This window comes from Methanococcoides sp. LMO-2 (assembly GCF_038432375.1).
GTDB classification, from domain to species: domain Archaea; phylum Halobacteriota; class Methanosarcinia; order Methanosarcinales; family Methanosarcinaceae; genus Methanococcoides; species Methanococcoides cohabitans.
On record NZ_JBCAUS010000006.1, the window covers coordinates 33,905 to 59,058 of the forward strand.

The window sequence follows — 25,154 nt, forward strand, 5'->3', positions numbered from 1 at the left end:
ACAACAGGACATAAAAACAGGATCACATATCCACACCATCACCAGAACAGCAAGAACCACATCATAATACTGGCAATCCCTGAAGATGAACCGAATGCGATCGGTATCGGGCCTATCATCACAAGACCTCCGAAGTCACTGGATCCGGATGAGGTCATGGCAGTCACTACCATACCTGTAAAAACAAGAAAAAGAACCAATGAAGATCAATAGAGAACCAAGTTGAAAGTCATCATTCCCCGATCCCATAGGAAACAATTCTCACAGAACAATTAAAAGTCATACCCTCTGCGTCTGCCAGACAGGTGCATATCCCTGCGGAGCTGCCTGACCGGCAACATCTTCCATGTCAGCAATATAGATATATTCCCTCTGTGTGCGATTGCCACGACGTTCCAGAAGGTTCTTGCGATACATGCGGGAGAGATATGTAGAAACTGTGCTTAACTTGATCTCACCATAGACACGCTCATAGTTCTGCTGGATCTGCTGTGAAGTGGACCATTCACGAGGATGTTCATACTTCAGGAAAAGTTCAAGCCTTTCACTGATAGTTAGTTTTGAATTACTCACCTTGTCGCGAAGTGGTACATTAGAAACAGTATTGTTGTTAACCTGTGGAACCTGTTGTTGTGTCACAGCTCCCTGAGAAGGAACTGACGGAGCGACCATTCCGGGAGACACCGGCGACTGCTGCGGTTGTGCAGGCTGTTGATAAACAGCTGGCTGGTTCACCACAGGATTCACACCCGGATTCACTGTTTGCTGATTCACAGGTACATAGTACTGCGGATACTGTTGAGTTTGCTGTACAGGCACCTGTACAGACTGATAAATTGGCTGCGCCTGCTGTTGAACTGGCATAACAGGAACAGAACAGTATTGTGGCGGATACTGTGGTGGCACAACCTGTTGTGGTTGTGAAACAGGACTCCCAGTTGTTGTCGTGGAAGTCGGTTGTAAAAAAGATTGTTGAGCATTTTGCTCAGATCGCAGGGCTGCGGATGAAGATCCGGTCGAACGAGGTTGCACCTCTTCCAAAGTATCAATAAACTTGATAACCCGTCCTTTTACATTCTCACCAGCAAATTCGATACTGGTGTTCTCTTTTCCTTCGTCATCGATTATTTCGAGCCGAATCTTCATCTTTTGCGCCTCTGCAGCGGATCCATCCATCCCCTCAGATCGGTGGATTCACAAACCATTCATCCCCTCAGATAATGGCTCAGCTTTTATGTGAATACAGCCTCATGCAACTGATATGCTCTTGTATCATACAATTGCTTTGAACTGCAATACATCCATTATCCTTAATGATATATAAATGTTTTTATTAAATACATGTCATTATCTGTATTATCTAAAAATAAAGACTTTAAAACACTTATTTTTAGAAATAAACAGATAAATAAGCTTAATTTTTTAGCTAAATTTTCAGCCTAAAAACATGAAATACAATGAAAATTGTGTTTCATATGAAATACTCCAGTGGAAGCAAAGGGGTTTGTTTTCAAATCTATTTTTTTGTAATTATCAAGTAAAAACAAAAATAAAGTGTATCTATATCATAAAATCGGTTAAAATTTGATATTAATGCACATAATTATAATAAAAGCTCTAATATTGTTTTAAATTAGTTGCAGATACATATTAACGGTGCAATTACAGAAGGATCGACTACCAACAGACCACATAATGAGAACAATATAACTGCCGCACGCAAATCATTTGCCGCATTCAGTTGAGTTTATATCACATGATGTTTATAAGGACGAAACATGACCGACGTAAGTGCAGGATCATCAACGGGAAATAATGTACCGGATATGAATTCCGACAAAATAACCCACGAGGCAGAAGAAGTTGAAGACATGGACATCCAGTCGATCCTCAACGAGAACGAGGTCCTGAAGGTCCAGAATGAAACTATGAAGGCAAAGTTACTTGAAGCCAATATGATGGCAAACAAGTACCTTACAGAGATAGACAAACTAAAAGAGCAGCTGGACCACCTCACCACACCACCACTGTTCATTGCAACTGTTATGGAAGTGGAAGATGACATGGTGCTTCTGCGACAGCATGGCAACAACCAGGAAGTTATGACAAGGATGCCACCGGGAATGGAAGGCACTGTGGAACCTGGCATGCGCGTGAGCATTAATGCAGCATTTTCAATCATATCCACGATCAGCAAAGCAGCTGACGTACGCGCCCAAGTCATGGAACTTATCAATTCACCAGGCGTAGACTATGACATGATAGGCGGTCTTGATGAAGTCCTCAAGGAAGTCATCGAATCAGTTGAACTGCCACTGACAGAACCGGAACTGTTCGAGAACATAGGAATAGAACCCCCAAGCGGAGTCCTCATGTACGGCAATCCGGGAACAGGAAAGACACTGATAGCAAAGGCAGTTGCATCAAGGGCAAACGCCACATTCATTCGCATGTCAGGATCAGACCTTGTGCAGAAGTTCATCGGAGAAGGCGCAAGACTTGTCAAAGATGTATTCCAGCTCGCAAGGGACAAATCCCCATCAATATTGTTCATCGATGAGATAGATGCAGTGGGAGGAATGCGTACCCATGACGGCACAACAGGATCTGCAGAAGTCAACAGAACAATGTTGCAACTTCTGGCAGAGATGGATGGGTTCGACCCCAGCGGCAATGTAAAGATAATTGCAGCTACCAACAGGATCGACCTGCTTGACCCCGCACTCCTGAGACCAGGAAGGTTCGACCGTATCATCGAAGTTCCACTCCCTGATGAGAAAGCAAGAGAAGAGATCCTGAAGATCCACACAAGGAAGATGAACCTTGAAGAAGACCTCGACCTTGCCAGGATCGCAAACATGACCGATGGCCTGAGTGGTGCGGACCTGAACGTAATTGTCAAGGAAGCCGGAATGTTCGTCCTCAGAAGAAGAGGCGACAAGATCACCATGAAAGACCTTCTTGATGCGTTCGAAAAGGTAGTATCGGACGAAGAAGTAAATTCACCGTTTGGAATGTTCGTTTAAAGCGAACTTCCAACTACTTTTTTAAACGATAGGTATAAATATAATTGATTGCTTTTAGGGGGTGCTGAAAAGCACTAAAACCGTGTGCTCCGATAGTGTAGCACGGCCAATCATACAGGACTCTCACTCCTGTGACTGGGGTTCGAATCCCCATCGGAGCACCAATTCTTCTAATATAATCATCTATTTTTGACGTAATTAAAACAATCTAGCTTTGTTTCGGTTTGGACCATTCCTTTGTGAAGGCAATCCACCCAGACATTTACCAGGCCATCACAATAGCAAAAATCTATTTAACGCACAAGTACGATATTTGCAAAGGAACTTATAGAAATACGGGACCGAAAGAGAGATACAATGGATGAAAAGAAAGCAAAATACCTGCCTACAGCAGGAACAATGATAGGCGCAATAATTGGATATATTTTAAGACCGGAAGCTCCAGGAATGGGTAAACTGCCATTAGGCACAGTCATGACAAGAGGATCAGACCTAGCCGGCGTAGACGAAGCTATAATATCAATAGCACAAGCATCTTTCAATTACGTGGTCATAGGTGCAGTAATCGGAACAATAATTGGAATTGCGATCTTCTGGCATATGAGTGATTAAACGGGCAGATAAGATACAATAAGCCAATTGATACTACGAGGAGGCGGGGAAGGGGTGACCGCATCCTAGTCGTTATGAGAAAAACCCCAAGAAAATAGACTGCAGTTGTTGAACAAGACAAATCAAGAAGAGGATAAAAACAAACTGAAGTCCCACAACAGAAATTGTTATTCCTCGTCAACAACCTTCTGATATTGCCGCTCACAGGCATACAAACACGCTGCCAGCCTCTTATCCTTCAGGTCATTCACAGTTTCCTTTAGCCCTAGCTTTGAACATTCATCATAGACCTTGCAGACATCACAACAATTCATACTCACGACACAACCTCCAGAAACTGACCATTGAACACAATAAGAAAACAGAACTTAAATTTAACGTTCATAATAGACAGGTCAAGATAAAGAACGAACAAAAAGAAGAACCATTGTATAGAGAGAACTAATATTAATAGTGCCAAAAGAAGAAAATATACGATGGTTTAGCCTTGACCCCATACTAAACATATGGAGAAAACACCTCACCATCAAAGACTTGAAAGGAATGACACTTTGCTCAGTGCAAAGACTACGAAAGAACCAACTGCAACATCATGAAGGTTGAAGGGGATCATGCCACCAGGATTGGTGATCACATAAAGCATAAGTGTTGCAATTCCTGCAAATGCAAAAGCTCCGATAATAACATCTTCCATTTCTACCATATTTTCACGCTCAATGAGGGGGTTAAGCATGCGATAGAGGTTGAGAAGTCAACCGGTATCGTATATACACAAACCGCGACTCGTTTTTCTTAATTGTAAGTGTTTTTTCCTAAAAGATGAGGTAGTATATATAGATTGCCATAGAGCGTGAGGACAATACCTTTAAAGACCAAAAAAAAGAAGACCTGAAAGGCAAATGTCACTATCGGGAAAAATACAACAAAAACGGATTGCATCCCTCATATGTGCAGAAAATGAGAAGATATGTAAAAAATAAAAAAAGGTTGCAGAAAAAGAAAGAGAAGGCATGATATGACTTGAACCCAGATCAAGCCAGAACATTGGCCTCTCTTGCTTTTCCCACGGAGTTGTAAAACACAGAATGAACGATATTTCCCAGATCCTCATCCATAAAGGGCTTTGTCAGGTAACCCTGATGCCCTACCAGATCGGCCCTCTCACGAGTCTCTTTGGACGAGTCCGCAGTAATGAACACTATTGGAATGCTGTATGACTTGCGGATCATCTTAGCAGCATCAATCCCATCGATACCACCTTTTAACCTGATATCCATAAGTATCAGACCAGGCTGGATCATCTTTACCATAGAAATGGCATCCTTTCCCCTTGAAGCGATACCTGCTACAGTATAACCCATTTTCTCAAGCTTCAGTTTGATCATCATACCGACGATCAGTTCATCTTCAACAACGACTATCTTTTTGTTTTTCATATTAATTATCCGGACCATCCCAAAAGGACATGTTCTCGTATCCGTTCCCCAAATATCACTTATGCCATACTGTAATGCATACCGTCATTCATCACTGACATGGTCATATTCCTGATCATAAGACCTGCAAGGGATTTTATGACCTCAAGACTGTCACGGTCACCCTCAGGGATAATGAATTCCGAAGATGAAGAAGCGATCAGTAATCCCACAAAATGGTGTTCATGGTGAACCGGAATGATAGCCGTACCCTGCAGACCCTCATCCTGCATAACGGGACCCGTAATGAATGGATAGATCTCCGAATAGTGCTTGTACACAGGGAAACCCTTCTTCGCAAAGTTCACCTGGCTTGAATCAGCATCAAAATAGGAGACACTGTTCACAAATTCACTTGAAAGTCCCTTATGATTCACAAGTACCAGACCCCCGGTAACCTCGTCAACCACATATAGGGCACAGATATCTATTGCATTAAGCTGAGTTGTCAGCTCAAGAAGGACATCCATTGAGTCCTCCAGATTAACAGGCCAGCTCAGGTGACTTCCCAGCTCATCCTGAATGAACATAAAATCATCATGTTTTTTCTCATCGTTGATATCAACGATCTTTGCCCTCAGGCATTGCATAAGACCATCTTCATCGTAGATGATCTGCGTATTTTCACGTACCCACCTGGCATCACCATCTGCATTCAATATCCTGTATTCCTGTACAAGATCTTCCCCGGGATTTCCTGAATACTCCCGAAGGACCTTCCTGACCTTCTCAAGGTCAGCAGGATGAATTATATCCTCATAGGACAGGCCATAGACCAGAAAATCATCAGGCTCATAACCAAAAGTGGAGACATTATCAGATACGGAGTCCAGTGGCCATCCATATTCTGACCTCCAGACAAATGTCACCTCGGGCATTTCCCCCTGTTGACCCGGTAAATTTATGATCCCTTGCATAGCGCCTACCCCGTTATAAATACGAATTGAATATTAAATAAAAGTCCCATGTTTTTAAACCAAAAAAGAAAGGAACCCGATATCCGGGAACCTTTCAAATAGAGGAGTTGTTTTCCATTTACTTCTTCTCGATACTGGATACCAGACCTACAGCAGCGATCTTATCAACATGAGCCTCATGCTGTGAATAGAACCACAGTGGTACGTACAGACCAAGTACACAAATTCCGACAATGGTTGAGAACCAGCTGCCTTCAACACTGTTAAGGTAGATCACACCGACCAGACAAAGAGGAAGGTTGAAGAGACCGAACAACAGTGCAACGTTCTTCCATCCGGTTGGTGCCTTGAATGGCCTGTCGAGTCCAGCAAGGTCCGGCCTTGATTTTGCCTTTACATATGCGAAGAGACTGATACCGTTAGCACAAACATATCCGATTGCTGATGCAGCAAGGATAGCTGATGGAGTACCCATTGAGATCAGGATCAGGTTAAAGATACCGATAATGACCATTGCAAGTATTGGAGTACCGTGTGCGTTTGTCTTTGCAAATACTTTTGGAAGATTTCCTTCAGTTGCCATTGAGTGCATTGCCCTTGAAGAACCAAGGTATGCAGTCTGGATGATCAATACCATTGCTGCAATGAGCATGACAATAGCGATTGTTGAACCGACATCACCGAGTGCTGCCTGTGCAAGTGGAAGCATTGGGTCAATTGGTGCAGCGGCAATACCCTCGATACCAAGAACACCTGTAATGGTCATCTGTACAAGGACGTAAGCTACCAGACAGATAGCACCACAGGAGAACAATGCCTTTGGCACATCAGAACCCGGGTTCTTGTATTCAGGACCATAGATAGCGGCAGTTTCCCATGCACAAGCACTCCACTGGGCCATTGCAAAGATACCGAGCAAGATCAATATGTGGTGGAAATCCCATGCCCAGTCTGTTGGCAGCCAGGTACTTGTGATGTTTGCCATTGCAAAATCACCGGTTGCATAAGGTGCCAGCGTAATAATTGCCATTGGAACAAGTGAGAATGCTGCAAGGATGTAACCTACAAGCGCACCACTTGAAAGACCACGGTAGTTTACGAGTATAAGTCCACCGAAGATAACAATACCTGCTGCAAGTGAAAGCTGGTACTGGGTGAAAGATGCTGCAAGAGCTGGGAAGAGACTGTGGAGATAGAAACCTACAAGAATTGCAAAGATTGCAAGTACAGGGTTCCATGCGAACCAGTAACTCCATGCACTGAATCCACCAATCAATTTACCCTTGTCATATTTACCTTCATGATTTGGTGACTTGAAAACGTTCTGCGCAAATCCAGGCAGACCGGATGCATTAGGGAAGGTTGTTGCAAGTTCACCATAAGCGAGGTTCTGCATAAATCCCTGGAAAACAGAGAGACCCCATACAATAATAGCAAATGACCATAGATAACTAGCAAAATAACCAATAGATGGCAAGATCAATAAAGGCACACCAATAGCAATAGCCAGTCCCTGTTTCCAATCGATCGATCGTTCGAGTTCACCGGCATCGCAGACCACTTTAGCACACTGCTCTGCATGCCCCCAGTCTACACCGGATCCTTTTTCTTCAGACATATTCCATCACACTCCTTTTTAATAATGTTTGCTTAAATCAGCAATAAAGATAAAATCGATATGGGTCCGACATCTGCCGTGCCCATATCAACAATAATGTACGATTAAACCAAGAAGGTTTAAGCAGTGGTTTCCCTGAACTTGTCACAGCTGTTGATGTTGATACCGAGGAGTTTCTCGATGTTCATCTTAGCTGCAATACCCTTTGCACAGCCTGGTACAGAGGTGATTACACCGACGTCGAGTTCTTCCCTAAGCTCCCTCATGACATACTCATCAGAGAGATCCACGGTTGAAACACCAAGTTTCTTTGCAACATAGTCCTTTGCTTCACCGATTCTCATGTTCTTGTCGAACTGCATCCTTGCAACAAGGTCACCAGCTGCCCTCATACCGGTCATACCGGATGCCATAATGTGTGAGATTGGCATACCGAGAGGGTCACCGACACCGATCTATATACCGTCGACGCCTGCGATCTCGACCATTGCCTTGCTTGCCCTGGTTACTGCATCTATTGGTGGGGTCTCAAGCATTGGGATACCACCGACACCCATACCCATATCTACGTGACATGGAATAGATGATGCCTCAACAGCTGCCTTCATGAATGTAACTGATCGACCAAGGTTCCATGCGGATGACTTGCTGGTGTTGGTGTTACATACCGGACCGAAGACGTTTGCTCCTGCCTTTGCTACAAGTGGTGCCTGCTGGTGTGGCCACAGACCTGCAAGTGTTGTACCATCGTACTCAAGTTGTCCGTGCATACCGAGAACGAGTTCTCCTGCCATACCTGCTTCAATGTAGATACCAGGGAATTCTTTCCTCAGTGCTTCGATAGCGTTAAGGGATGCATACATGTCACCGTCACCGGCTGCACCGATGGTATCGAAGTTGACACCGTCGCCACCAACATGCTGGAGTCTCTGCATGATCCAGACCATGTCACGGATTCCGTGGTCACCAGCTTTCTGGATGGATTCCTGAGCTTCGGAGATCTTGAATGCTTTCATCAGGTCACCAGGGTTCTCGAATGGACCATCTGGTGTGTAGTACAGACCCATGTTTGGCATTGCACCGTAGAGAAGAGGTACGACCATGTTCTGCTGGCAGACTTCCATTGTCTGCTGTTCCTGTGCGATTACTGGCTTGACAGGCTTGAAACTGTAATCGATGTGACCGAGTTCCATTGTATCTGCACCAAATGCACGCTCGTGCATCATTGCACCGGTAAGTCTGCTTGCAGGGATACCTACACCACTGTTACCCTGGTCACCGTCAATCCTGATAGTACCGATGTCGTGTGTTACAGGAACTTCCATACCAGGCTCAACACCAACGATCCTGTTAGGGTTGATGATGATCTCAAGCATCTTGTCCATCTGGTCTTCGGTAAGTGCTGGGATGTCACCAAGGTCTGCTGCATCTGCGGAACCTGCCTCGATGTCAGCAAGAATATCTTCCTTACTCATGAAGATCCTTGCACCGTCACCCATTCTTAAGAAATATTCTGTTGCCATTTTAATAACCCCGTGAAATTAAAGAAGTAACTCTTTTGCTTTTGCTACTGCTTCACTTGCATTTTCTGCATAGCAGTCTGCACCGATCTTCTTTGCCCATGCATCTGTTGCTGGTGCACCGCCGACCATGACCTTGATGTTGTCCCTCATACCGTTCTCCTTGAGGAGCTCGATAACATCTTTCTGACCCTGGAGAGTTGTGGTCATAAGTGCGGAAAGACCTACCATGTTAGCGTTTACTTCCTTGCACTTGTCAATGAAGTTCTGGAGTGGCACATCCCTTCCAATATCGTGGACTTCAAAGCCTGCTGCCTGAAGCATTGTTGAGACAATTGCTTTACCAATGTCGTGAACGTCACCCTCAACGGTACCGTTGACGATAACACCAAGCTTGTCAGATGCGCCTTCGCCGGCTCCAAGTTCGTCCTGAAGCATGTCTACACCAGCTGTCATTGCATCGGCTGCCATCATAACGTGTGGAAGGAAGAGTTTTCCTCTCTCGAAGAGTACACCAACTTCGTTCATACCTGCTGCAAGACCGTTGTCAATAAGTTCTACTGCTGGAGCCTTGCCCTTTGCCTTCTCCACTGCAGCAATTACGTCATCTTTTTTGCAACTTACTACCGCATCGGATAGTGTTTTGAATAATTCTTCGTTTGTCGTGTTACAACCTCCAATTAATTTGTGGAATATTTACCACGTAATTATGGTCAGGATATGCTCCTCACCACCATAAGATGAAAAAACAGGATTATATATAGCATAATTTGATTCGGAAGTTCGACAGCTATGGGAGATAGAAAACATAACGAGAAATGACAAGGGGTGTTGGATATTCCAAAGGCATGAGAATTTCCAAAGGCTTTGGTATATATAGTAAATCGAACGATAAGGAGTAAACAACATCAAGAGACATATTTACAGTAAATGGCAGAGCGATACCACTGAACCAATTCTGCCAAAAAGAACAACCGAAAGAATCATTAACATTAATACTTGATTTTATAGAGGAGTCTCGATGAAATCCTCATTAAGTGATACAATATGGCTTTCTGAAAAAAGGAAAAACCTTCTTTTACTGCTCGTAGAGGGACCAAGGAACATCGACCAGATCAAAACGTCCCTGAATGTCACATCAAAGGCTATGATGCCACAGATAAAGATACTGAAAGAGCAGGACATGATCATCCAGAATGAAAATGATGATTATGAACTTTCTGATGTCGGAAAGATAATAGTAATGAACATGAGCCCTTTATTGAAAACTCTCGAAGTAATAGAAGAGAATCGGGAGTACTGGGCGACCCGTGACCTTACAGCAATACCGGAACCTCTTGCATACAGGCTGGGAGAGCTGGGCCAATGCATGCACATTGAACCTGATCTTAACCACATGTTCGAACTTCCGGTGGAATTCACAGAGAACCTGATAAGGTCAAAGGATGTGAAGATGTTTGCATCATATTTCCACCCACTATATCCGGAACTGTTTTCAGAGATACTTGAAAAAGACATTCGTTTCGAGCTCATTCTAACAGATTCTGTCCTTGATCGAATGAAGAACGATTGCCTTGACAACCTTCAACTTCTCATGTCATCCGAAAATACACAACTCTATGTGTGTGATGATAGCATCAAACTTACCACTGTCTCCGTAACTGAACGTTTTACATATATATCCCTCTTCAACAAGGATGGCAGATACGATCACAGAAAGATAATGAGCTTTGATGATAGTGCCCGCATCTGGGGCGAGGAGCTATTCTCATACTACCAGGAAAGGTCACGCCTGCTGGAAGACATCTAAAAAAGGAACATTGCAACATGGCTTTGAGAAAAATAGAATGGAAAAACGTACCCTTAAGGTCAAAACTTATCCTTTTCATTGTAATAGGTGTCCTGCTGGTACTGGTAACATCAACTGCTGTGATCATTTCAACTGTTACGAATCAGGAAGTTGACCTGGCCTACGACCAGTCTATAGAGCAGGCCAGGGGTTATGCAAACCATTTCGACATTGATATGCGGAAGAACCATGCAATAGGACAGACCATAGCAAATTCCCTGGTTGCGTATGAGACCGCCGACAGGGATGAAGTGAACGCCATACTAAAAGAGCTGGCTGAAAAAAACCCGGACCTGCTCGGAACATACGTTTGCTATGAGCCGAATGCCTTTGATGGAAAAGACATCGCTTTTGTAAATGCACCGGGACACGACTCAACCGGGAGGTTTATCCCATACTGGAATCGGATCAACGGGAACCTTCAGCTCGATCCACTGCTGGAATATGATACCTCGGATTATTACCAGCTACCAAAACAAACGCGTGAAGACCAGATCATTGACCCTTATTTCTATGAAGGTGTGTTCATAGTCAGTTATGTAACACCCATAATTAAAGACGAAGAGTTCATCGGCATAGGCGGAGTGGATGTTTCCCTCACATACCTTGATGAAGTGGTAAGCGAGGTCAAAGCATTCGATACAGGTTATGCATTCATGACGGGAAATACAGGTATCCTGATATCACAACCGGAACAGAAGGACTGGATCGGTTACAAGACACTCTATGACTTCAATGTCCCCGAGATCACTGATATGGCACATGATATCAAGGAAGGAGAAGGCGGATATATAGATACGATCGACCCAACTACAGGAAAAGAGGTCGTGATGTTCTATGAGCCTATCAAGACAGGAGATTTCTCATTCATACTTGTGGTCCCAAAAGAGGAAATGCTAGCAGGTGTCGTTGAGCTCCGTAATAACCTCATTGTCATATCCGCAATATCCATCATATTCATGACCGGTCTTGCCGCCATTATTGCAGGTTTTGTTACAAGACCGATCAATGAGATCGTAGCAAGCTTTAAAGACGTATCAGATGCAGCAGTAGGAGGGAAGATATATGCCCGTGCTGACACCGATGTGGACATCGATTTCAAGGATATACCTTCGGGTTTGAACGAGATCCTGGATGCTTTCACAAAACCCATGGCCGAGACCATGCGCGTAGCCAACGGTCTCTCAAAAGGAGAACTTGAAACAAGAATCAACTCCGGCCTTAAAGGTGATTTCAAGGATCTTGGAGACAGCCTAAATATATTTGCTGAAAAGCTCAACAGCATTATTGATGAATCAAATTCAGTATTGATGGCTTTCCAGAAAGAGGACTTCACAAGAGAGATACAGATCAAAGGAGAAGGCGACTTCAGGATACTCACGGATGGTATCGAAGAAACAAGGCAGGCCCTTTACAAGATAACCAGTGAGCAGAAAAAGGCCAAACAGGACCTGATCAAATATGCAGAAGAGCTTGAACATTCCAACCAGATAAAAGAAGAGATGGAAAGAGTCATAGAAAGCAGTCCTGTCGTAGTATTCAAGTGGAGGGCAGAGAAAGGCTGGCCTATTGAATTCGTATCCAAGAACATATCACAGTTTGGCTATTCAATGGAGGATTTTTCATCCGAGAAAGTAAAATATGGAGATATTGTCCACCCCCAGGACCTTTCAAGAGTTGAAGACGAACTTCAGAGAAGATGTGATGAAGGTTACAATGAATTCAACATAGAATACAGGCTCCTGACTAAAAATGGAAATGCCGTCTGGGTGGATGAAAGGACATTCATACGCCGTGACGAAGAGAGAAACGTACACTACCTTCAGGGAATCCTTGTGAACATCGATGAAAGAAAACGTGCTGAAGAAGCTCTCATCAAGATAGAGGATATACGCAAGAAGGAGATCCACCACCGCATTAAGAACAACCTTCAGGTAATATCCACATTATTGTACCTTGAGTCTGATAAATTCAAGGACAAGAAGGTAAAGGAAGCATTCAGGGATAGTCAGGACAGGGTCAGGACAATGGCACTGGTCCATGAAAAACTCTACCAGTCAGAGGATATGGAAAGCATTGACTTTGCAGATTATTCAAAGAACCTTATCAGCTACCTGTCACAGTCATACGTCGTAGGAAACCGTGATATAGAGATCGTTCTGAACGTTGAGGATATTTTCCTGAACATGGATACAGCAGTGCCTCTTGGCATCATTATAAACGAACTTGTTTCAAACTCACTAAAGTATGCTTTCAAGGACCATAAGGAGAAGGGAGTCATATCCGTGGACATTAAACACACAGGAGATAACTTCACATTAACTGTCTGCGATAACGGATGTGGAATACCTGAAGATATCGACTTCAGAGAGACCGAATCCCTTGGCCTCCAGCTTGTGACGAACCTGGTAGAACAGATCGATGGAACGATCACACTTGACAAGCAAAAAGGAACAAAGTTCATAATACAGTTCACAGAAGAAAAATATGAGATATGAGAGGGAATTGATGACTCAAACTAAGATACTGGTCGTAGAAGATGAAAAGATCGTTGCCCTGGGCATCAAGAAGATGCTGAAGAATATGGGATACCTTGTACCCAGCATCGCATCTTCCGGAAAAGAAGCCATCAGTAAAGCAGAGATCACATTTCCGGATCTCGTTTTGATGGACATCATGCTAAAAGGTGATATGGATGGTGTCGAAGCCGCTCAACAGATACGAGAGCGTTTCGATGTCCCGGTAGTCTACCTTACGGCATATTCTGATGAAAAGATACTGGCCCGGGCTAAAAGGACAAAACCTTATGGTTATATCATAAAGCCTTTCGAGGAAAACAGTCTTCATACCACCATAGAACTTGCACTCCACAATTACAGAGTGGAAAAAGGACTTGAAGAAACGGAAGAATGATACGACCAGCTATTGGAGAATAATAAAAGAGAGTAAGGCTGACGATCAGTAGACCAGACAATAATAGTCGATTAGGTAGATCAGGTAGAAAAGGCTAAAAAAGCAGTTATGAAAAATAAACTAAAAGAGAAAAGCATCACAACATAAGGTTGCGATGCAAAATATCAAAATTATTTCTTGAACTCAGTGTATCCGCACTTGCCACAGGTAAGTCTGTCCTTGTGGTCTGCGAGGTATACGCCATCGCCACAGCGTGGGCAGAACTGCCTGAGCCTTTCGAGGGAATCGCCATTTACCTTGTAGTAGTCTTTAACTGCCATTGTACTCACTCACTATCTTCTGCTGCTTCTTCAGCTTCTTCGGATGCTTCCTCTTCGACTTCAGGCTCTGGAAGTTCGTTCCTTTTAAGGACGTATTCCTTCTCGACTACCTTCATGCGATCTGCATCTTCATAGATCTTTGCGTAACCCTCAGCTGCGGACATTCCGTAGCTGTTGTCGAACTTCTGGAGAATAACGAGCTCAAGTGGCACGTTAAGCATTGCAGCCAGCCTGTTCTTTACATCGATCCTTGAAGGTGTTGCACCATCGAAGGTCGCAGCGAACTTCACTTCCCTTCTGTTGAGAAGTGCGTTGTTTTTGTCTTCTGTAATATTAATGTCCATGTAATATCCTCCGCACATTATTGAACTGTTCTTTATGATCTTGTTTTTCAAGAATTTTATCAAATAGATCTTTTATTTCTGCTTTTTTGGATTCTGTCATCCTTACAAGCATTACACCTTTATCAGGCTGGCCATACATTATAACCGACCCGATGGGCGCCATCATCATCGCAGGTAAAGCCGCAAGATCCTCTTCACCATTTACGAAGATCCGGACATTCCGATCAGACACTAACGCATCCCCGATCACAGATATCAACTCTTCGGTGATCACACCAGCAGGATTATCGACTGTTACTTCAGCAAAACCCTGATGTTTTGTACCATAGACAACCTGTGAGGATGCCGGTGCCCTTTTCGTCCTGTCATCCACGATCAGTATATCCGGAATGATGTTTGATTCGAGCAAGTGGAAAGTAGTAACATCACCCACAGATATAAGTTTTGTGGGGTTATCGAGATCCTTCACCGAGCTTCTGACGGCATCACCGCCAACACCCTCGTACAGGACACCAAAAGGTTTCCGGAAAAGAGGTCGAAGACTCTCCGGCAAAACGATCTCACAAACCAAGATTAACGCACCTTCAAAGCATACTTATCGGCAACTGTCACACCGATCATCTCTGCGATCTTGGATCGTTGAGGATCAACAATGATGACAAGTCCGGTCCAGTCGTCGCTCAAGTTGCTTGAACCACATACCGGGCAGGTCTGGCCTGTAACCAGCCTGTGACATTCACGACATACCTGTTCTACCATGATAGATACACTCCGGTTCACTCTTTAGATTCTTCAGATTTAGGCTTGCGTGCCTCTTCGAGCCATTCCAGCCTACCAAGAGCATGCTGACGCATGGTCAGACCGATCTTACTGTCCCTTGGTTCTCTTTCATTGGTGCTCACCGCAACGATACGGGCACGTACCTTGTCACCTTCTGAAAGGGTACGTCCACCGGTCTTGCTCAGAAGCCTTCCATTCTTGCCGTCATATGACATGAAGTCATCAGTGACCTGACTTACGTGCAACAGGCCGTCCATGGCACCTATGCTGACGAACGCGCCGAACTCAACGGTCTCGACTACCAGTCCCTCAATGACCTCCTGAAGCTGTGGGATGAATACAATAGCCTCGAAAACCGCATCATAATAGACTGCTCCGTCACCAACAAGGATGTGTCCCTCTCCAACTTCCTCAATATTCGTGACCGCAACAATTGCACCAAGTGTCTTATCGACCCTGCCCTCAAGTTTTTCCTTGAGTGCGTCCTTTACACTGACTCCTACATCCTCACCTAAAAGGCGGGGAGCCACACGGACAGTGTCCGCAAGTTTCATCCTTTTATACATATCTCGATCTCCAATATGCCCTGCATTAATCTAAACTGCCACTATTATTGTAAATATGAATGATGATCATACAATATCCAAATGGTTCTTCTGGCGCAAACGTACAACGGTCACATCCACTTCCTTCAGACGTTCTATCAACCCGACATCATTCGTCAGGACCGCTGCCCCTGTATCAAGAGCAAGCTGGAGAATGACATCATCCGCACTTCCTGTGCGGTCCACAATAGTACATCTGTCAGCCAATGAAAGTGCAACCTTTGCCGCTGTTTTGTTCTCACCTCTGTATCTTTTGATCAGAATCCCTATCTCATTTATGACCGCCTGAGGAACGATAAGCTCATCATAGCCCAGACGCTTCAGTTCTGAGAAGATATCAACCCTGAACTGAACCGGGATCATCAAACCATTTGTATCTATTATAACCTTCAAGCCTTAATGACTCCCACGCCTATAAGTCTCCAGCGTGAGCCGACACGCCTGCTGATAGCAACCATGGAACCAGGCTCTGCACACACCGGCCTCTTGAGCTTTGCCTCTGCGACATCTTCCCTGGCACTTGTTACAATACCAACAGTAGTAGCAGTTCCAACATTGAGCATCAATGGTTCGCTGGTCTTGATCTTACCGATCTCAATCGGTTCATCATCTGAAATACCTACCACACGCTCAAGAAGCTTCAGCTCCAGAGTAAATGAATCGTGGGTTGGTGGTAATGTGCCCGGTGCACCTGCAACCTGACCTGTCAGAGAATCACTCTTTGTGATACTTGGGTCAAGTCCGGTACCCAATGCAAGCAGTCCGCCCGGAGTTGCCTCTTCGACCTTGTCCTTGCCGGCTGCGATCATATTGATATTAGTATATATAGGCTCCCAGTGAATGGCATTCTCGCTCTCCACCTTGCGCCCCGGACGGATCTCAAGATCATCGCCTGAATGCAATGCACCTTCTGTAAGTGTTCCGCCAATAACACCGCCTGCGATCTTGTCGATTGGTGTTCCGGGTTTGTTGATATCAAAGGATCTTGCAATAAGCATATGTGCAGGCTTGTCAAGTTTCTGCACAGGTGTTGGAATTACCTCGTTCATCGCATCGATAAGCACATCGATGTTGATGTTCTGCTGTGCGGAGATCGGAATGATCGGTGCGTTCTCGGCAACCGTTCCCTTTACGAACTCCTTGATCTGGTGATAGTGTTCGATGACCTTCTCTTTTGGAACAAGGTCGATCTTGTTCTGGACAATGACGATATTCTCGATACCGATAATGTTCAGGGCCATAAGGTGCTCTTTTGTCTGTGGCTGCGGGCATTCCTCATTCGCAGCTATCACAAGGATAGCACCATCCATGATAGCAGCACCTGAAAGCATTGTAGCCATCAGAGTCTCGTGGCCAGGGGAATCCACAAAGGATACGGTCCTGACCTCCTCTGTCTTTTCACCACAGTGCTCACATTTCTTGGCTACAGTATAACACTGAGGTTCGGGGCAAGTTGGACACTTCCTGAAGGTAGTATCTGCATACCCTAACCTGATAGAAATACCACGCTTCAACTCTTCACTATGAGTATCGGTCCATACTCCTGATAACGCGCTTACAAGCGTCGTTTTCCCATGATCGACATGACCTACCATGCCAATATTAACACAAGGCTGACTCAATTTTTGATTTCCCTCCCTATCGGGCTAAAATAAAAGTGTGATCTAATATAATTACATAAGTTCAACGTAACTACTCTGAAGTTTGTGATACCATGTCATTCCTAATATATAAGTGATTTCAACCGTTACAATATTCCACCATACTTAATAGTGATGAAAAAAGCCTTGAAAACATCAGATAACAATGTGGAACCGGTAATAAAAAGAAAATGATGAGTGAAAAGTTCACTCATCCTTGCTGCTACCTGAAGCCCTGCTGCGGTATACTAAATAAGCACCGCCCGCAACAACTATGAGTATCACTGCGCCAATGATGATGCCAGTCATACCGGTACCACTGTCATTTGCAGATGCAGGAAGGACCTCCGTCTTGATCTTCACAGTATCCGAAATCCTGTCGTGTCCGTCAGTATCCTCGTACTTGATCTCACTGTTCAGTGCATATGCTTTTGCCACTGCGAGGTCGTCTACCTTCAGCCTGAACACTGCAACAGTGCTCTCACCGGCATCAAGTGTACCAAGGAACGCCTGGTCGTCCGTAGTACTGAAAGGATCTGCAGCACTTATTCTGACAGTAGCATCCTTTGCAGGAAGGTCACCAACGTTCTCAAAGGTAACATATAACAGACCTTCGGAATCAGGATAAAGTTCACCGGAAACATTAGTGACCTCGAACCTTGCCTCATCCTTCACGAATATGTCAAAGGTGGTGTTCTGTGTACCCATATCATACCAGAGTCCGACCTCCATATTAGTAATTCCAAGATCTGTCTCATTGTCACCATTGATCTGTACGTTCTTCTGGTATCCGTAATACAGGTCAAGGCGCATTGGGTAGCTTCCCGGTTCCGCGTTATTTGATATCTCGATATTGAAACTGACAGGAGAATCGGTCTTCTGACCTGTTACGAGGGTTCCTGCTTCCTGAGGACCGGACTTAACTTTAACAGCAGGATCAAGAGGTGTCAGGATCGCAACGATACCGATTGCTGTGGTCCTCTGGGACTCGTAGGACATCTCAGTACTTTGCAGTTTCTGTTCAAGAGCATCGAGATTGAAGTCATCCTCCTCTGACCTGAAACCAGTGATCAGACCTTTGTTCATAAGATCAAGGTTCAGCGTGACAGTATCACCGCGTTCGAACTCATTGTCGCCGAGAAGGGTCGCTGTCACATCCGGACCACCAAATACAGTATAGTAATTCTCATCAAAATTGAAGAATTCTGGAAGTTCGGCGTTGGCTGCCGTGAACTCGCCATTCGATGGCAGTGTGGAAGATGCATGTACAGGTGCTGCAAAAAGCAACAGTACAGCAAGTAAGGCCATAACTGGCAAAGCGTATCTGGAATCTGTCATTTTAAACATAATTAGTCCTCTTCATAGTGTTAATTTGATAAGTTTTCAATAAAAGTATTACTTTTTTTCATCCTTCCTGCGTATCGTATTGTATCCCATGTAAGCTGCCACCAGAAGTATTCCTGCAAGTGCCAGCGTGGTGATGCTTATTCCGGCATCCCTTGACTTGAGCGGGACCTCAACAATAATGTTGTCCGAGAACTGGATCTCACCATCCTCATCACAATACTTTATCTCACTGTCAATACCGTAATCCTTCTCCACAGCAGAGATCTCTGCAGCAATGTCGAATGATGCAGTCTTGCTATCCCCCGGTGCAATCGTACCAAGGTTCACAATTGACCTATCCGAACTAAGCGGTTTCATAACAATTATGCGAGCAAAAGAATCAGTGGCCTCAACCTCACCAACATTTGTGTAAGTAACGTTGACGACACCTGACTGCCCGGATGTCAGCTCACCCTCTACATCGGACACAACAAACTTTGCACCCGGCTCGATCATAACAGGGATCTGAAGGGTCGTATTCCTTGTCTTGTAGAAGGTTGTGTGATCAAGATCAGGAATACCCAGTCTCACAGTGCTTCCATCGGTCATCTCCACTTGGCTCTGGAACTCATAATTGACAGGCAATAAGAGCATGTAAGTGCCAGCCGGTGCATTGTCGGAAATGGTAATGGTAAAGGACATCGGATTGTCCGGCAATACTCCAGGGTACAGGCTGTCAAGTGTCTGGATGCTCGTGGTCGGATCGACCTCTATATAATCTGTAGTCGATACCATCTCAGCCTTTAAGCCAAATGCAGTGGTCCTCAAGGACTCATATTCGATCTCTTTCAGGGACTTTGCATGATCACCATTGTTGGTATCAACATCAGTCTTGGCCTTGAAACCATACAATACACCCCTGTTCGAAAGGACAACGCGCAACTGAGCCGTCTCACCCCTCTCGAACTCAGGTGATCCCAGAACAGATGCATAAATATCGGGTTCACCATAGGCATCATAATAATTGGTAGAGAACTCATAGGTAGGCTGCAGGTACTCTTTCGCTCCTGCCACTGGAGATGCAGTGACCACGAACAAAGCCGCGATCAGCAGTACAGCCACCATGACCCCTGAATTCACATGTCTGTTTTTCTGTTTGTTTTTACAGTTAATCAAAAGGCATCAGCCTCCGGGTCACTATTATGTTTTGTTAATTCTATCTTTTCTATAATATCATCGAATGATCCGTCAGGTATTATCTTTTTTGCCTTCCTCCTTTCACGGAAGTTATCGAGCAATACCATCACAGGCGGGAAGATCACAAATGTTGCAAACAGGGCAAGCCCCACATCTATTACAGTGATAACACCAAAACTGCTGATGATATTGAAATCAGAAGCTATCAGTGCGCAAAAACCGAACAACGTTGTAAGCCCGGAAGTTATGATCGCTTTTCCGATCTTAACACCTGCTTCGGTCATTGCTTCTTCAGGAGTTGCACCTTTGCTCTTTTCCTCGAAGTAGCGCTCCATCATAAGTACGGCATACTCTGAGCCCACACCGAGGATCAGAGCCCCCAGTGTAGCTGTCATGGGAGTGTACTCCATGCCCATCAGATACATCAGTCCTCCGGACCAGCCCACAACCATGAACATGGTCACCACCGGAACAAGGGCTTTGAGAAAATCACGGTATATGAGGAGCAAACCGCCGAATACTAGCCCCAGTCCAAGGTATGTCATGAAGACCCGGCCCGAAGTAAGGGCTCCGATGACCTCAATGAACACAACACTGTTTCCGGTGATCGTAGCGCTCATACCGGGAGGCGGGGCCATCCAGAGCATATCATCCCTTATAACGTCTGCCAGCAACTCGATACCTTCCATTCCAAGGCTTCCCATGGCATCCCCGATGTTCAGGTTGAGCAACAGCATGTTCTCGCCATACATGAAACGGTCCTTCTGCTGATCAGGCATCTGTTCATACAGTGACCTTATCTCAGCCTCACTTCCGGGGATCACACCATTGTTCATTGATTTAATGACGCTGGCCATGCTTTCCGCCCCAAGGACACTGTTCCGGTTGTCCACTTCATGAGCACTGAACTCATCCATCCATTTCAGGGTCTCAGGATCAGCAACATTGTCTGTTTTAACAATGATGTTCAACTGGTCCTCCCCACCCGTGATATCAGACAGGTGCTTCAGGTCCATCAATGCCGGCAGATCCTGCGGGACAAAGGTCTCCGTATCTGTCTGAATAGGGACCTGGGTGTCCGCAGCCAGACCGCCTGCGCAGATAAGAACAGCAATTGATAGTATCATGAAAGGATGATTTATGGTGAAGTGGGTCGTACGCCCAAGCAACCTATCAAGAATATCCGGCCCGGACTCACCGGAAGTTTTGGATGATGATTTAGAATTGTTCTTACCTTTCAGGGAAAAGCTACCAAATTTCTCTTTACGTATGGACTGCATGTTGTCAAGTCCATATATCACGGTCACTCCTACGAACAGTGAGGCGAGGAAGCACATCACAATTCCTATGAGAAGCAGTTTTGCAAAGTCCTGTATCATAGGCACACTTGAGGTCACCAGGGAAAAGAAACCCAGTGCAGTAATGATAAGTGCGATCAATACTGCCGGACCGGTGTGCTTGATAGTATCCACCACAGCCTCTGCCGGAGTCTCACCACGCTCGAGCTCCTCCTCTATACGGTTGTGGAACTGTATGGCATAATCTATGCCCAACCCTATCAATACAGGGAATGCTGCCATTGATACCATGGTCATCGGGATCTCCAGATAGCCCATGGCACCGAAGGTATAGATGATACCCAAAAGTACGATAGCAAGTGGCATCAATCTCCACCTGACATGGCCAAAAACAAGATACAGAACAATGATCATCAGGATGACTGAAAGTCCGAGAAGGACAGCCATACTGGACATCATCGCATTGTTCATGGAGACCATGAATGCCGGATCCCCGGTTACTATTATATTATAATCAGGAGGGAACTCTGCCAGAGATACCGAGGTCTCGACCTCCCTCAAGATCTCCTGTTTCTGCTCATCGCTTACTGACCCTGCAATCTCAACATAGATAAGTGAATGAGTACCATCAGGCATCAATTCTGCAGGAACATAGTTGGTAATAAGAGATTCCAGTTCCATCCTGTCCTCAGGAAGTGCGGATTCACCGGTTAAAGCAAAATTGGCATCCCTGACAACTCCTGCAACACTTTGAACACTTACCACACCGGGTAGCGACGAAGACATTTTATCCAGCCGATCCATCGCCTGCAACAAAGCCGGATCGTTTACCTGACCATCCTCCACCATTACAACAATGGCTTCCGTACCAAAGATGTTCATATAAAGGTGATCGAAATCCTGATACAATTGTGACGTCTTCTCAACAAATGTTTCAGTCCCCGATTCCATGGAAATGTTCTGCGCACCCTGAGCAGAGACAAGGACAAATAATAATGCTACTATAATTATAGGGATAGTGTTGTTCTCAATAAAGATCCCCAGTTTTTCAAATACATTTTTTATGCTGGTAGCCTCCTCGTCCGTTATTGTTTATTCTTAGATTCAAGAGAACATTTTTCATCGAGCAGTTCCACCGATCGGTCGTACATATGACGATGGAATTCGATCAATAAGATCTCGGCCTCAAGAAGCTTGTCAAGCTTTTCACCATCCACATCATCCATGCACATTTTTACGACCGAAACCATTTTCTTGAAGACCCTCCCGATCTGTTCAATGCCTTTTTCAGTAACAGATATCAGGACCTTCCTACGATCAGAGGGATCGTCTTTTCGAAAAACAAAACCCTCTTTCTCAAGGTTATCGATAAGACTTGTAACACTGCTCTTTTTCAGGTCAAGGAACCTGGCAAGTGTAGAAGGCATGATCTCACCTTCCCTCTATATCAGGAGAAGTGCCCTGTTCATGGTTTTGTGCGCACTTGTACGCCCTTCCTCTTCCAGGCAACATTCCGTCATGTTACCCTCAATTTTTCTTTTGAGATGTTCCATCTCAAGATGGAGTTTGATGAGTTTCTCGATCTTATCCAAATTATACCTCCCGAATCAAGTATTCGGTGTTGAACTTTGATAATTAGATAATCAAATTGTTTGATAAACTAATGATTCGATTTTCTAATATTCAAATTTGTATATAAGGCTTGTGCCTTTGTCCACGAGTATCATCATATATTTGGCAGCCTGTCGATATATGCGCGCCATATAATTCAAAAGAAATTGACAGTTATAAAAGAAAATAATACAGATCGGTTTTAAAAAAACAGTATGCATATCCACAATATTGGTTTAAATGAATCAGAATGAATTGAGATAAAAGAGTTGGAGGAGGAGCATCATTAGACACGCCCCCTCGTTTGGAGTCAGCCCCTAAAAGGAGTGATACTATAAAAAGATATTTGTCAATGATTATTGACTATATTTAATAGAGCCAATTAATAAAATTAAAATTAGACTAAATTAATATAAATAGTAAAAAATGGATTACATCTTCAAAATATAAAACTGCAAACCCATAAAATCTAATAAAGGGCCTATGAGCTAATCCCGGAATAATGTGCAGAAACCCTAGTATCATTCGGTCAGAGAATTTTACAATAGTATTATATACCTACCAACGCGAAATAATAATGGGTAGCGTTTCTAAAATAAAGGGAGTTTTACACATGTTATCAGACAATCTACCATACATGAATATGACATACTTTGACCTGCTATCGGCACTTATAGTCCTCGTTGCAGGTATAATTGTAGCAAAGATCTTAGCAGGTATCTTCAAGAACGGGCTTAAGAAGACGGAACTGCCTGAACTGGTTGCAGAATTCCTGTCCAGATTCGTCCTGGCACTTCTATACGTTGCAGTCATCCTTGCAACAGTATCAACACTGGGTGCCGACATAAGTTCAGTAGTTGTCGGTCTTTCAGCAGTCATCGGTTTAGTACTTGGCTTCGGAATGCAGGACACATTGACGAACATTGCAGCAGGCGTATGGCTTGCCACACTCAGACCATTCGACAAAGGAGAGTATGTATCGGTTACAGGCTACTCCGGAACTGTAAGTGCTGTCGGATTCATGGCAACAGAACTGCTTACACCGGACAACAAGATAATCACCATCCCAAACAAGGTAATCTGGGGAAGCGCCATTGAAAATGCTACCAGAATGCCCACAAGAAGAGTTGATGTTAATGTCGGAATCAGCTATGACACAAAAGTTGACCAGGCAGTTCAGGTTGCTATGGAACTCATGAAGAATCACTCAATGGTACTTGCGGACCCTGCTCCAGCCGTTGTCACAACCGAACTTGCAGATTCATCCGTGAACCTCCAGCTTCGCGCATGGGCAAATACCGCAGATTACTGGGGAGTTAAAGGCGACCTCACCAACGGTATCCTGAACGCATACAAGGAAGCAGATATAGAGATCCCATTCCCACAACTGGATGTCCACATGGACAAAGAATGAGATGTTTGGAAGAAAGGGGGTACTAAGAAATGACAGAGAGCAAACCAAGCATACAGCCATCAGAGAACGGACCAAACCTTGTAAAAGACCTGAAGTATCTGAAGAACTCAAAGGGGGAGACCTTTGAACCACAGCCCATGATGGCTCTTTGTCGCTGTGGCCAGTCATCGAACAAACCATTTTGCGATGGTACACATCTGAAAGTAGGCTTTACAGGGGAGAAAGCCGAAGACAGGCAACCTGACAGGGTGGACGATTATGTTGGGAAGGATATCACGATCCATGACAACAGGGGAGTCTGTTCTCACAGGGGATACTGCACCGATAATCTACCAAACGTCTTCAGGATGAGACAGGAGCCATGGATAGACCCTGACGGAGCCAGTGCAGAAGAGATCATAAGGGTTATCGAAATGTGCCCTTCAGGTGCTTTAAGCTACACGAAGGATGGAGTGCTGCACAAGGAACTTGACAGGGAGCCGGGAATCACTGTCACAAAGAACGGACCACACGACGTTGTAGGTGGTATCGAGCTTGATGATCCTGACGGGAACACACCCGAATCCAAAGAACACTACACCCTTTGCAGGTGTGGTGCTTCGAAGAACAAGCCGTTCTGCAGCGGTGAACACTGGCATGTCGAGTTCAAGGATGAGAAGAACTGACCAAAAAGACCACGAGGGATGATA

General features: G+C 44.6%; 27 protein-coding genes, 1 tRNA gene and 1 pseudogene. 8 read left to right on the forward strand and 21 right to left on the reverse strand.

Annotated elements, in window-relative coordinates:
- Positions 1 to 38: 38 nt before the first annotated feature.
- A complete protein-coding gene (locus tag WOA13_RS07790; RefSeq protein WP_342127363.1) occupies positions 39 to 200 on the reverse strand; it encodes a TIGR00304 family membrane protein in 162 nt (53 codons plus the stop codon).
- Between the two features lie 79 nt (positions 201 to 279).
- A complete protein-coding gene (locus tag WOA13_RS07795) occupies positions 280 to 1,146 on the reverse strand; it encodes a hypothetical protein (protein ID WP_342127364.1) in 867 nt (288 codons plus the stop codon).
- Positions 1,147 to 1,778: 632 nt separating this feature from the next.
- On the opposite strand from WOA13_RS07795, the gene WOA13_RS07800 reads away from it, so the two are divergent.
- The 3 genes from WOA13_RS07800 to WOA13_RS07810 all read left to right on the forward strand — a co-directional run bounded on the left by WOA13_RS07800 (position 1,779) and on the right by WOA13_RS07810 (position 3,638).
- Positions 1,779 to 3,026 (forward strand): proteasome-activating nucleotidase, encoded by a 1,248-nt coding sequence (locus WOA13_RS07800; protein ID WP_419095413.1) that lies wholly within the window; start codon positions 1,779 to 1,781, stop codon positions 3,024 to 3,026.
- Between the two features lie 86 nt (positions 3,027 to 3,112).
- A tRNA-Glu gene (locus WOA13_RS07805) sits at positions 3,113 to 3,190 on the forward strand.
- A gap of 193 nt (positions 3,191 to 3,383) precedes the next feature.
- On the forward strand, positions 3,384 to 3,638 hold the full coding sequence (locus WOA13_RS07810; RefSeq protein ID WP_342127365.1) for a hypothetical protein: 255 nt from the start codon (positions 3,384 to 3,386) through the stop codon (positions 3,636 to 3,638).
- 167 nt (positions 3,639 to 3,805) lie between these two features.
- Here WOA13_RS07810 and WOA13_RS07815 read toward each other — a convergent pair whose 3' ends face one another.
- The 7 genes and pseudogenes from WOA13_RS07815 to mtbC all read right to left on the reverse strand — a co-directional run bounded on the left by WOA13_RS07815 (position 3,806) and on the right by mtbC (position 9,849).
- A complete protein-coding gene (locus WOA13_RS07815; protein WP_342127366.1) occupies positions 3,806 to 3,958 on the reverse strand; it encodes a hypothetical protein in 153 nt (50 codons plus the stop codon).
- 206 nt (positions 3,959 to 4,164) lie between these two features.
- Positions 4,165 to 4,341, reverse strand: coding sequence for a hypothetical protein (locus WOA13_RS07820; RefSeq protein ID WP_156145993.1), 177 nt, complete (start codon positions 4,339 to 4,341; stop codon positions 4,165 to 4,167).
- A 328-nt stretch (positions 4,342 to 4,669) separates the two neighbouring features.
- The gene (locus WOA13_RS07825; RefSeq protein WP_342127367.1) at positions 4,670 to 5,074 is read right to left on the reverse strand and encodes a response regulator; all 405 of its coding nucleotides are present in this window, start codon (positions 5,072 to 5,074) and stop codon (positions 4,670 to 4,672) included.
- Positions 5,075 to 5,133: 59 nt separating this feature from the next.
- Positions 5,134 to 5,991: a GAF domain-containing protein gene (locus WOA13_RS07830; protein WP_342127368.1), complete on the reverse strand. Its 858-nt coding sequence runs from the start codon at positions 5,989 to 5,991 to the stop codon at positions 5,134 to 5,136.
- 157 nt (positions 5,992 to 6,148) lie between these two features.
- Positions 6,149 to 7,648, reverse strand: a complete 1,500-nt coding sequence (locus WOA13_RS07835; protein WP_342127369.1) for an APC family permease — start codon at positions 7,646 to 7,648, stop codon at positions 6,149 to 6,151.
- Between the two features lie 119 nt (positions 7,649 to 7,767).
- A pseudogene (mtbB, locus tag WOA13_RS07840) lies at positions 7,768 to 9,171 on the reverse strand ([dimethylamine--corrinoid protein] Co-methyltransferase).
- 18 nt (positions 9,172 to 9,189) lie between these two features.
- On the reverse strand, positions 9,190 to 9,849 hold the full coding sequence (mtbC, locus tag WOA13_RS07845; protein WP_342127738.1) for a dimethylamine corrinoid protein MtbC: 660 nt from the start codon (positions 9,847 to 9,849) through the stop codon (positions 9,190 to 9,192).
- A gap of 340 nt (positions 9,850 to 10,189) precedes the next feature.
- Between mtbC and WOA13_RS07850 the strand changes: the two genes are divergently transcribed.
- From WOA13_RS07850 to WOA13_RS07860, 3 genes are read left to right on the forward strand one after another with little or no spacing between them, the layout of a single operon-like run.
- Positions 10,190 to 10,978 (forward strand): helix-turn-helix transcriptional regulator, encoded by a 789-nt coding sequence (locus WOA13_RS07850; RefSeq protein WP_342127370.1) that lies wholly within the window; start codon positions 10,190 to 10,192, stop codon positions 10,976 to 10,978.
- Positions 10,979 to 11,010: 32 nt separating this feature from the next.
- Positions 11,011 to 13,515, forward strand: coding sequence for a histidine kinase dimerization/phosphoacceptor domain -containing protein (locus WOA13_RS07855; RefSeq protein WP_342127739.1), 2,505 nt, complete (start codon positions 11,011 to 11,013; stop codon positions 13,513 to 13,515).
- Between the two features lie 10 nt (positions 13,516 to 13,525).
- A complete protein-coding gene (locus WOA13_RS07860; RefSeq protein ID WP_342127371.1) occupies positions 13,526 to 13,930 on the forward strand; it encodes a response regulator in 405 nt (134 codons plus the stop codon).
- A 170-nt stretch (positions 13,931 to 14,100) separates the two neighbouring features.
- Here the strand turns inward: WOA13_RS07860 and WOA13_RS07865 are convergent, their stop codons facing one another.
- The 12 genes from WOA13_RS07865 to WOA13_RS07920 all read right to left on the reverse strand — a co-directional run bounded on the left by WOA13_RS07865 (position 14,101) and on the right by WOA13_RS07920 (position 23,032).
- Positions 14,101 to 14,250 carry a 30S ribosomal protein S27ae gene (locus tag WOA13_RS07865; protein ID WP_342127372.1) on the reverse strand — a complete coding sequence of 50 codons (150 nt, stop codon included), beginning with the start codon at positions 14,248 to 14,250 and terminating at the stop codon, positions 14,101 to 14,103.
- A gap of 5 nt (positions 14,251 to 14,255) precedes the next feature.
- Positions 14,256 to 14,594 (reverse strand): 30S ribosomal protein S24e, encoded by a 339-nt coding sequence (locus WOA13_RS07870; protein WP_342127373.1) that lies wholly within the window; start codon positions 14,592 to 14,594, stop codon positions 14,256 to 14,258.
- Positions 14,584 to 15,165 carry a GTP-dependent dephospho-CoA kinase family protein gene (locus WOA13_RS07875; RefSeq protein WP_342127374.1) on the reverse strand — a complete coding sequence of 194 codons (582 nt, stop codon included), beginning with the start codon at positions 15,163 to 15,165 and terminating at the stop codon, positions 14,584 to 14,586. Before WOA13_RS07875 ends, WOA13_RS07870 begins: the two co-directional genes overlap by 11 nt.
- Before the next feature lie 2 nt (positions 15,166 to 15,167).
- Positions 15,168 to 15,353, reverse strand: coding sequence for a transcription elongation factor subunit Spt4 (gene spt4, locus WOA13_RS07880; RefSeq protein ID WP_048204682.1), 186 nt, complete (start codon positions 15,351 to 15,353; stop codon positions 15,168 to 15,170).
- A gap of 17 nt (positions 15,354 to 15,370) precedes the next feature.
- Complete coding sequence (locus tag WOA13_RS07885; protein WP_342127375.1) at positions 15,371 to 15,940, reverse strand: DNA-directed RNA polymerase; 570 nt, start codon at positions 15,938 to 15,940, stop codon at positions 15,371 to 15,373.
- 66 nt (positions 15,941 to 16,006) lie between these two features.
- Positions 16,007 to 16,372, reverse strand: coding sequence for a DNA-binding protein (locus WOA13_RS07890; protein WP_342127376.1), 366 nt, complete (start codon positions 16,370 to 16,372; stop codon positions 16,007 to 16,009).
- The gene (locus tag WOA13_RS07895) at positions 16,369 to 17,601 is read right to left on the reverse strand and encodes a translation initiation factor IF-2 subunit gamma (RefSeq protein WP_342127377.1); all 1,233 of its coding nucleotides are present in this window, start codon (positions 17,599 to 17,601) and stop codon (positions 16,369 to 16,371) included. Before WOA13_RS07895 ends, WOA13_RS07890 begins: the two co-directional genes overlap by 4 nt.
- Positions 17,602 to 17,826: 225 nt before the next feature.
- Positions 17,827 to 18,966, reverse strand: a complete 1,140-nt coding sequence (locus tag WOA13_RS07900) for a COG1361 S-layer family protein (protein ID WP_342127378.1) — start codon at positions 18,964 to 18,966, stop codon at positions 17,827 to 17,829.
- A gap of 48 nt (positions 18,967 to 19,014) precedes the next feature.
- On the reverse strand, positions 19,015 to 20,070 hold the full coding sequence (locus tag WOA13_RS07905; RefSeq protein WP_342127379.1) for a COG1361 S-layer family protein: 1,056 nt from the start codon (positions 20,068 to 20,070) through the stop codon (positions 19,015 to 19,017).
- A gap of 47 nt (positions 20,071 to 20,117) precedes the next feature.
- Entirely contained in the window at positions 20,118 to 22,484 is a 2,367-nt protein-coding gene (locus tag WOA13_RS07910) for a hydrophobe/amphiphile efflux-3 (HAE3) family transporter (RefSeq protein ID WP_419095419.1), read from the reverse strand.
- Positions 22,485 to 22,525: 41 nt separating this feature from the next.
- On the reverse strand, positions 22,526 to 22,867 hold the full coding sequence (locus WOA13_RS07915) for a MarR family winged helix-turn-helix transcriptional regulator (RefSeq protein ID WP_342127380.1): 342 nt from the start codon (positions 22,865 to 22,867) through the stop codon (positions 22,526 to 22,528).
- Between the two features lie 15 nt (positions 22,868 to 22,882).
- Positions 22,883 to 23,032: a hypothetical protein gene (locus WOA13_RS07920; RefSeq protein WP_342127381.1), complete on the reverse strand. Its 150-nt coding sequence runs from the start codon at positions 23,030 to 23,032 to the stop codon at positions 22,883 to 22,885.
- A gap of 632 nt (positions 23,033 to 23,664) precedes the next feature.
- Between WOA13_RS07920 and WOA13_RS07925 the strand changes: the two genes are divergently transcribed.
- The gene (locus WOA13_RS07925) at positions 23,665 to 24,465 is read left to right on the forward strand and encodes a mechanosensitive ion channel family protein (protein ID WP_342127382.1); all 801 of its coding nucleotides are present in this window, start codon (positions 23,665 to 23,667) and stop codon (positions 24,463 to 24,465) included.
- A gap of 29 nt (positions 24,466 to 24,494) precedes the next feature.
- On the forward strand, positions 24,495 to 25,130 hold the full coding sequence (locus tag WOA13_RS07930) for a CDGSH iron-sulfur domain-containing protein (RefSeq protein WP_342127383.1): 636 nt from the start codon (positions 24,495 to 24,497) through the stop codon (positions 25,128 to 25,130).
- Positions 25,131 to 25,154: the final 24 nt, after the last annotated feature.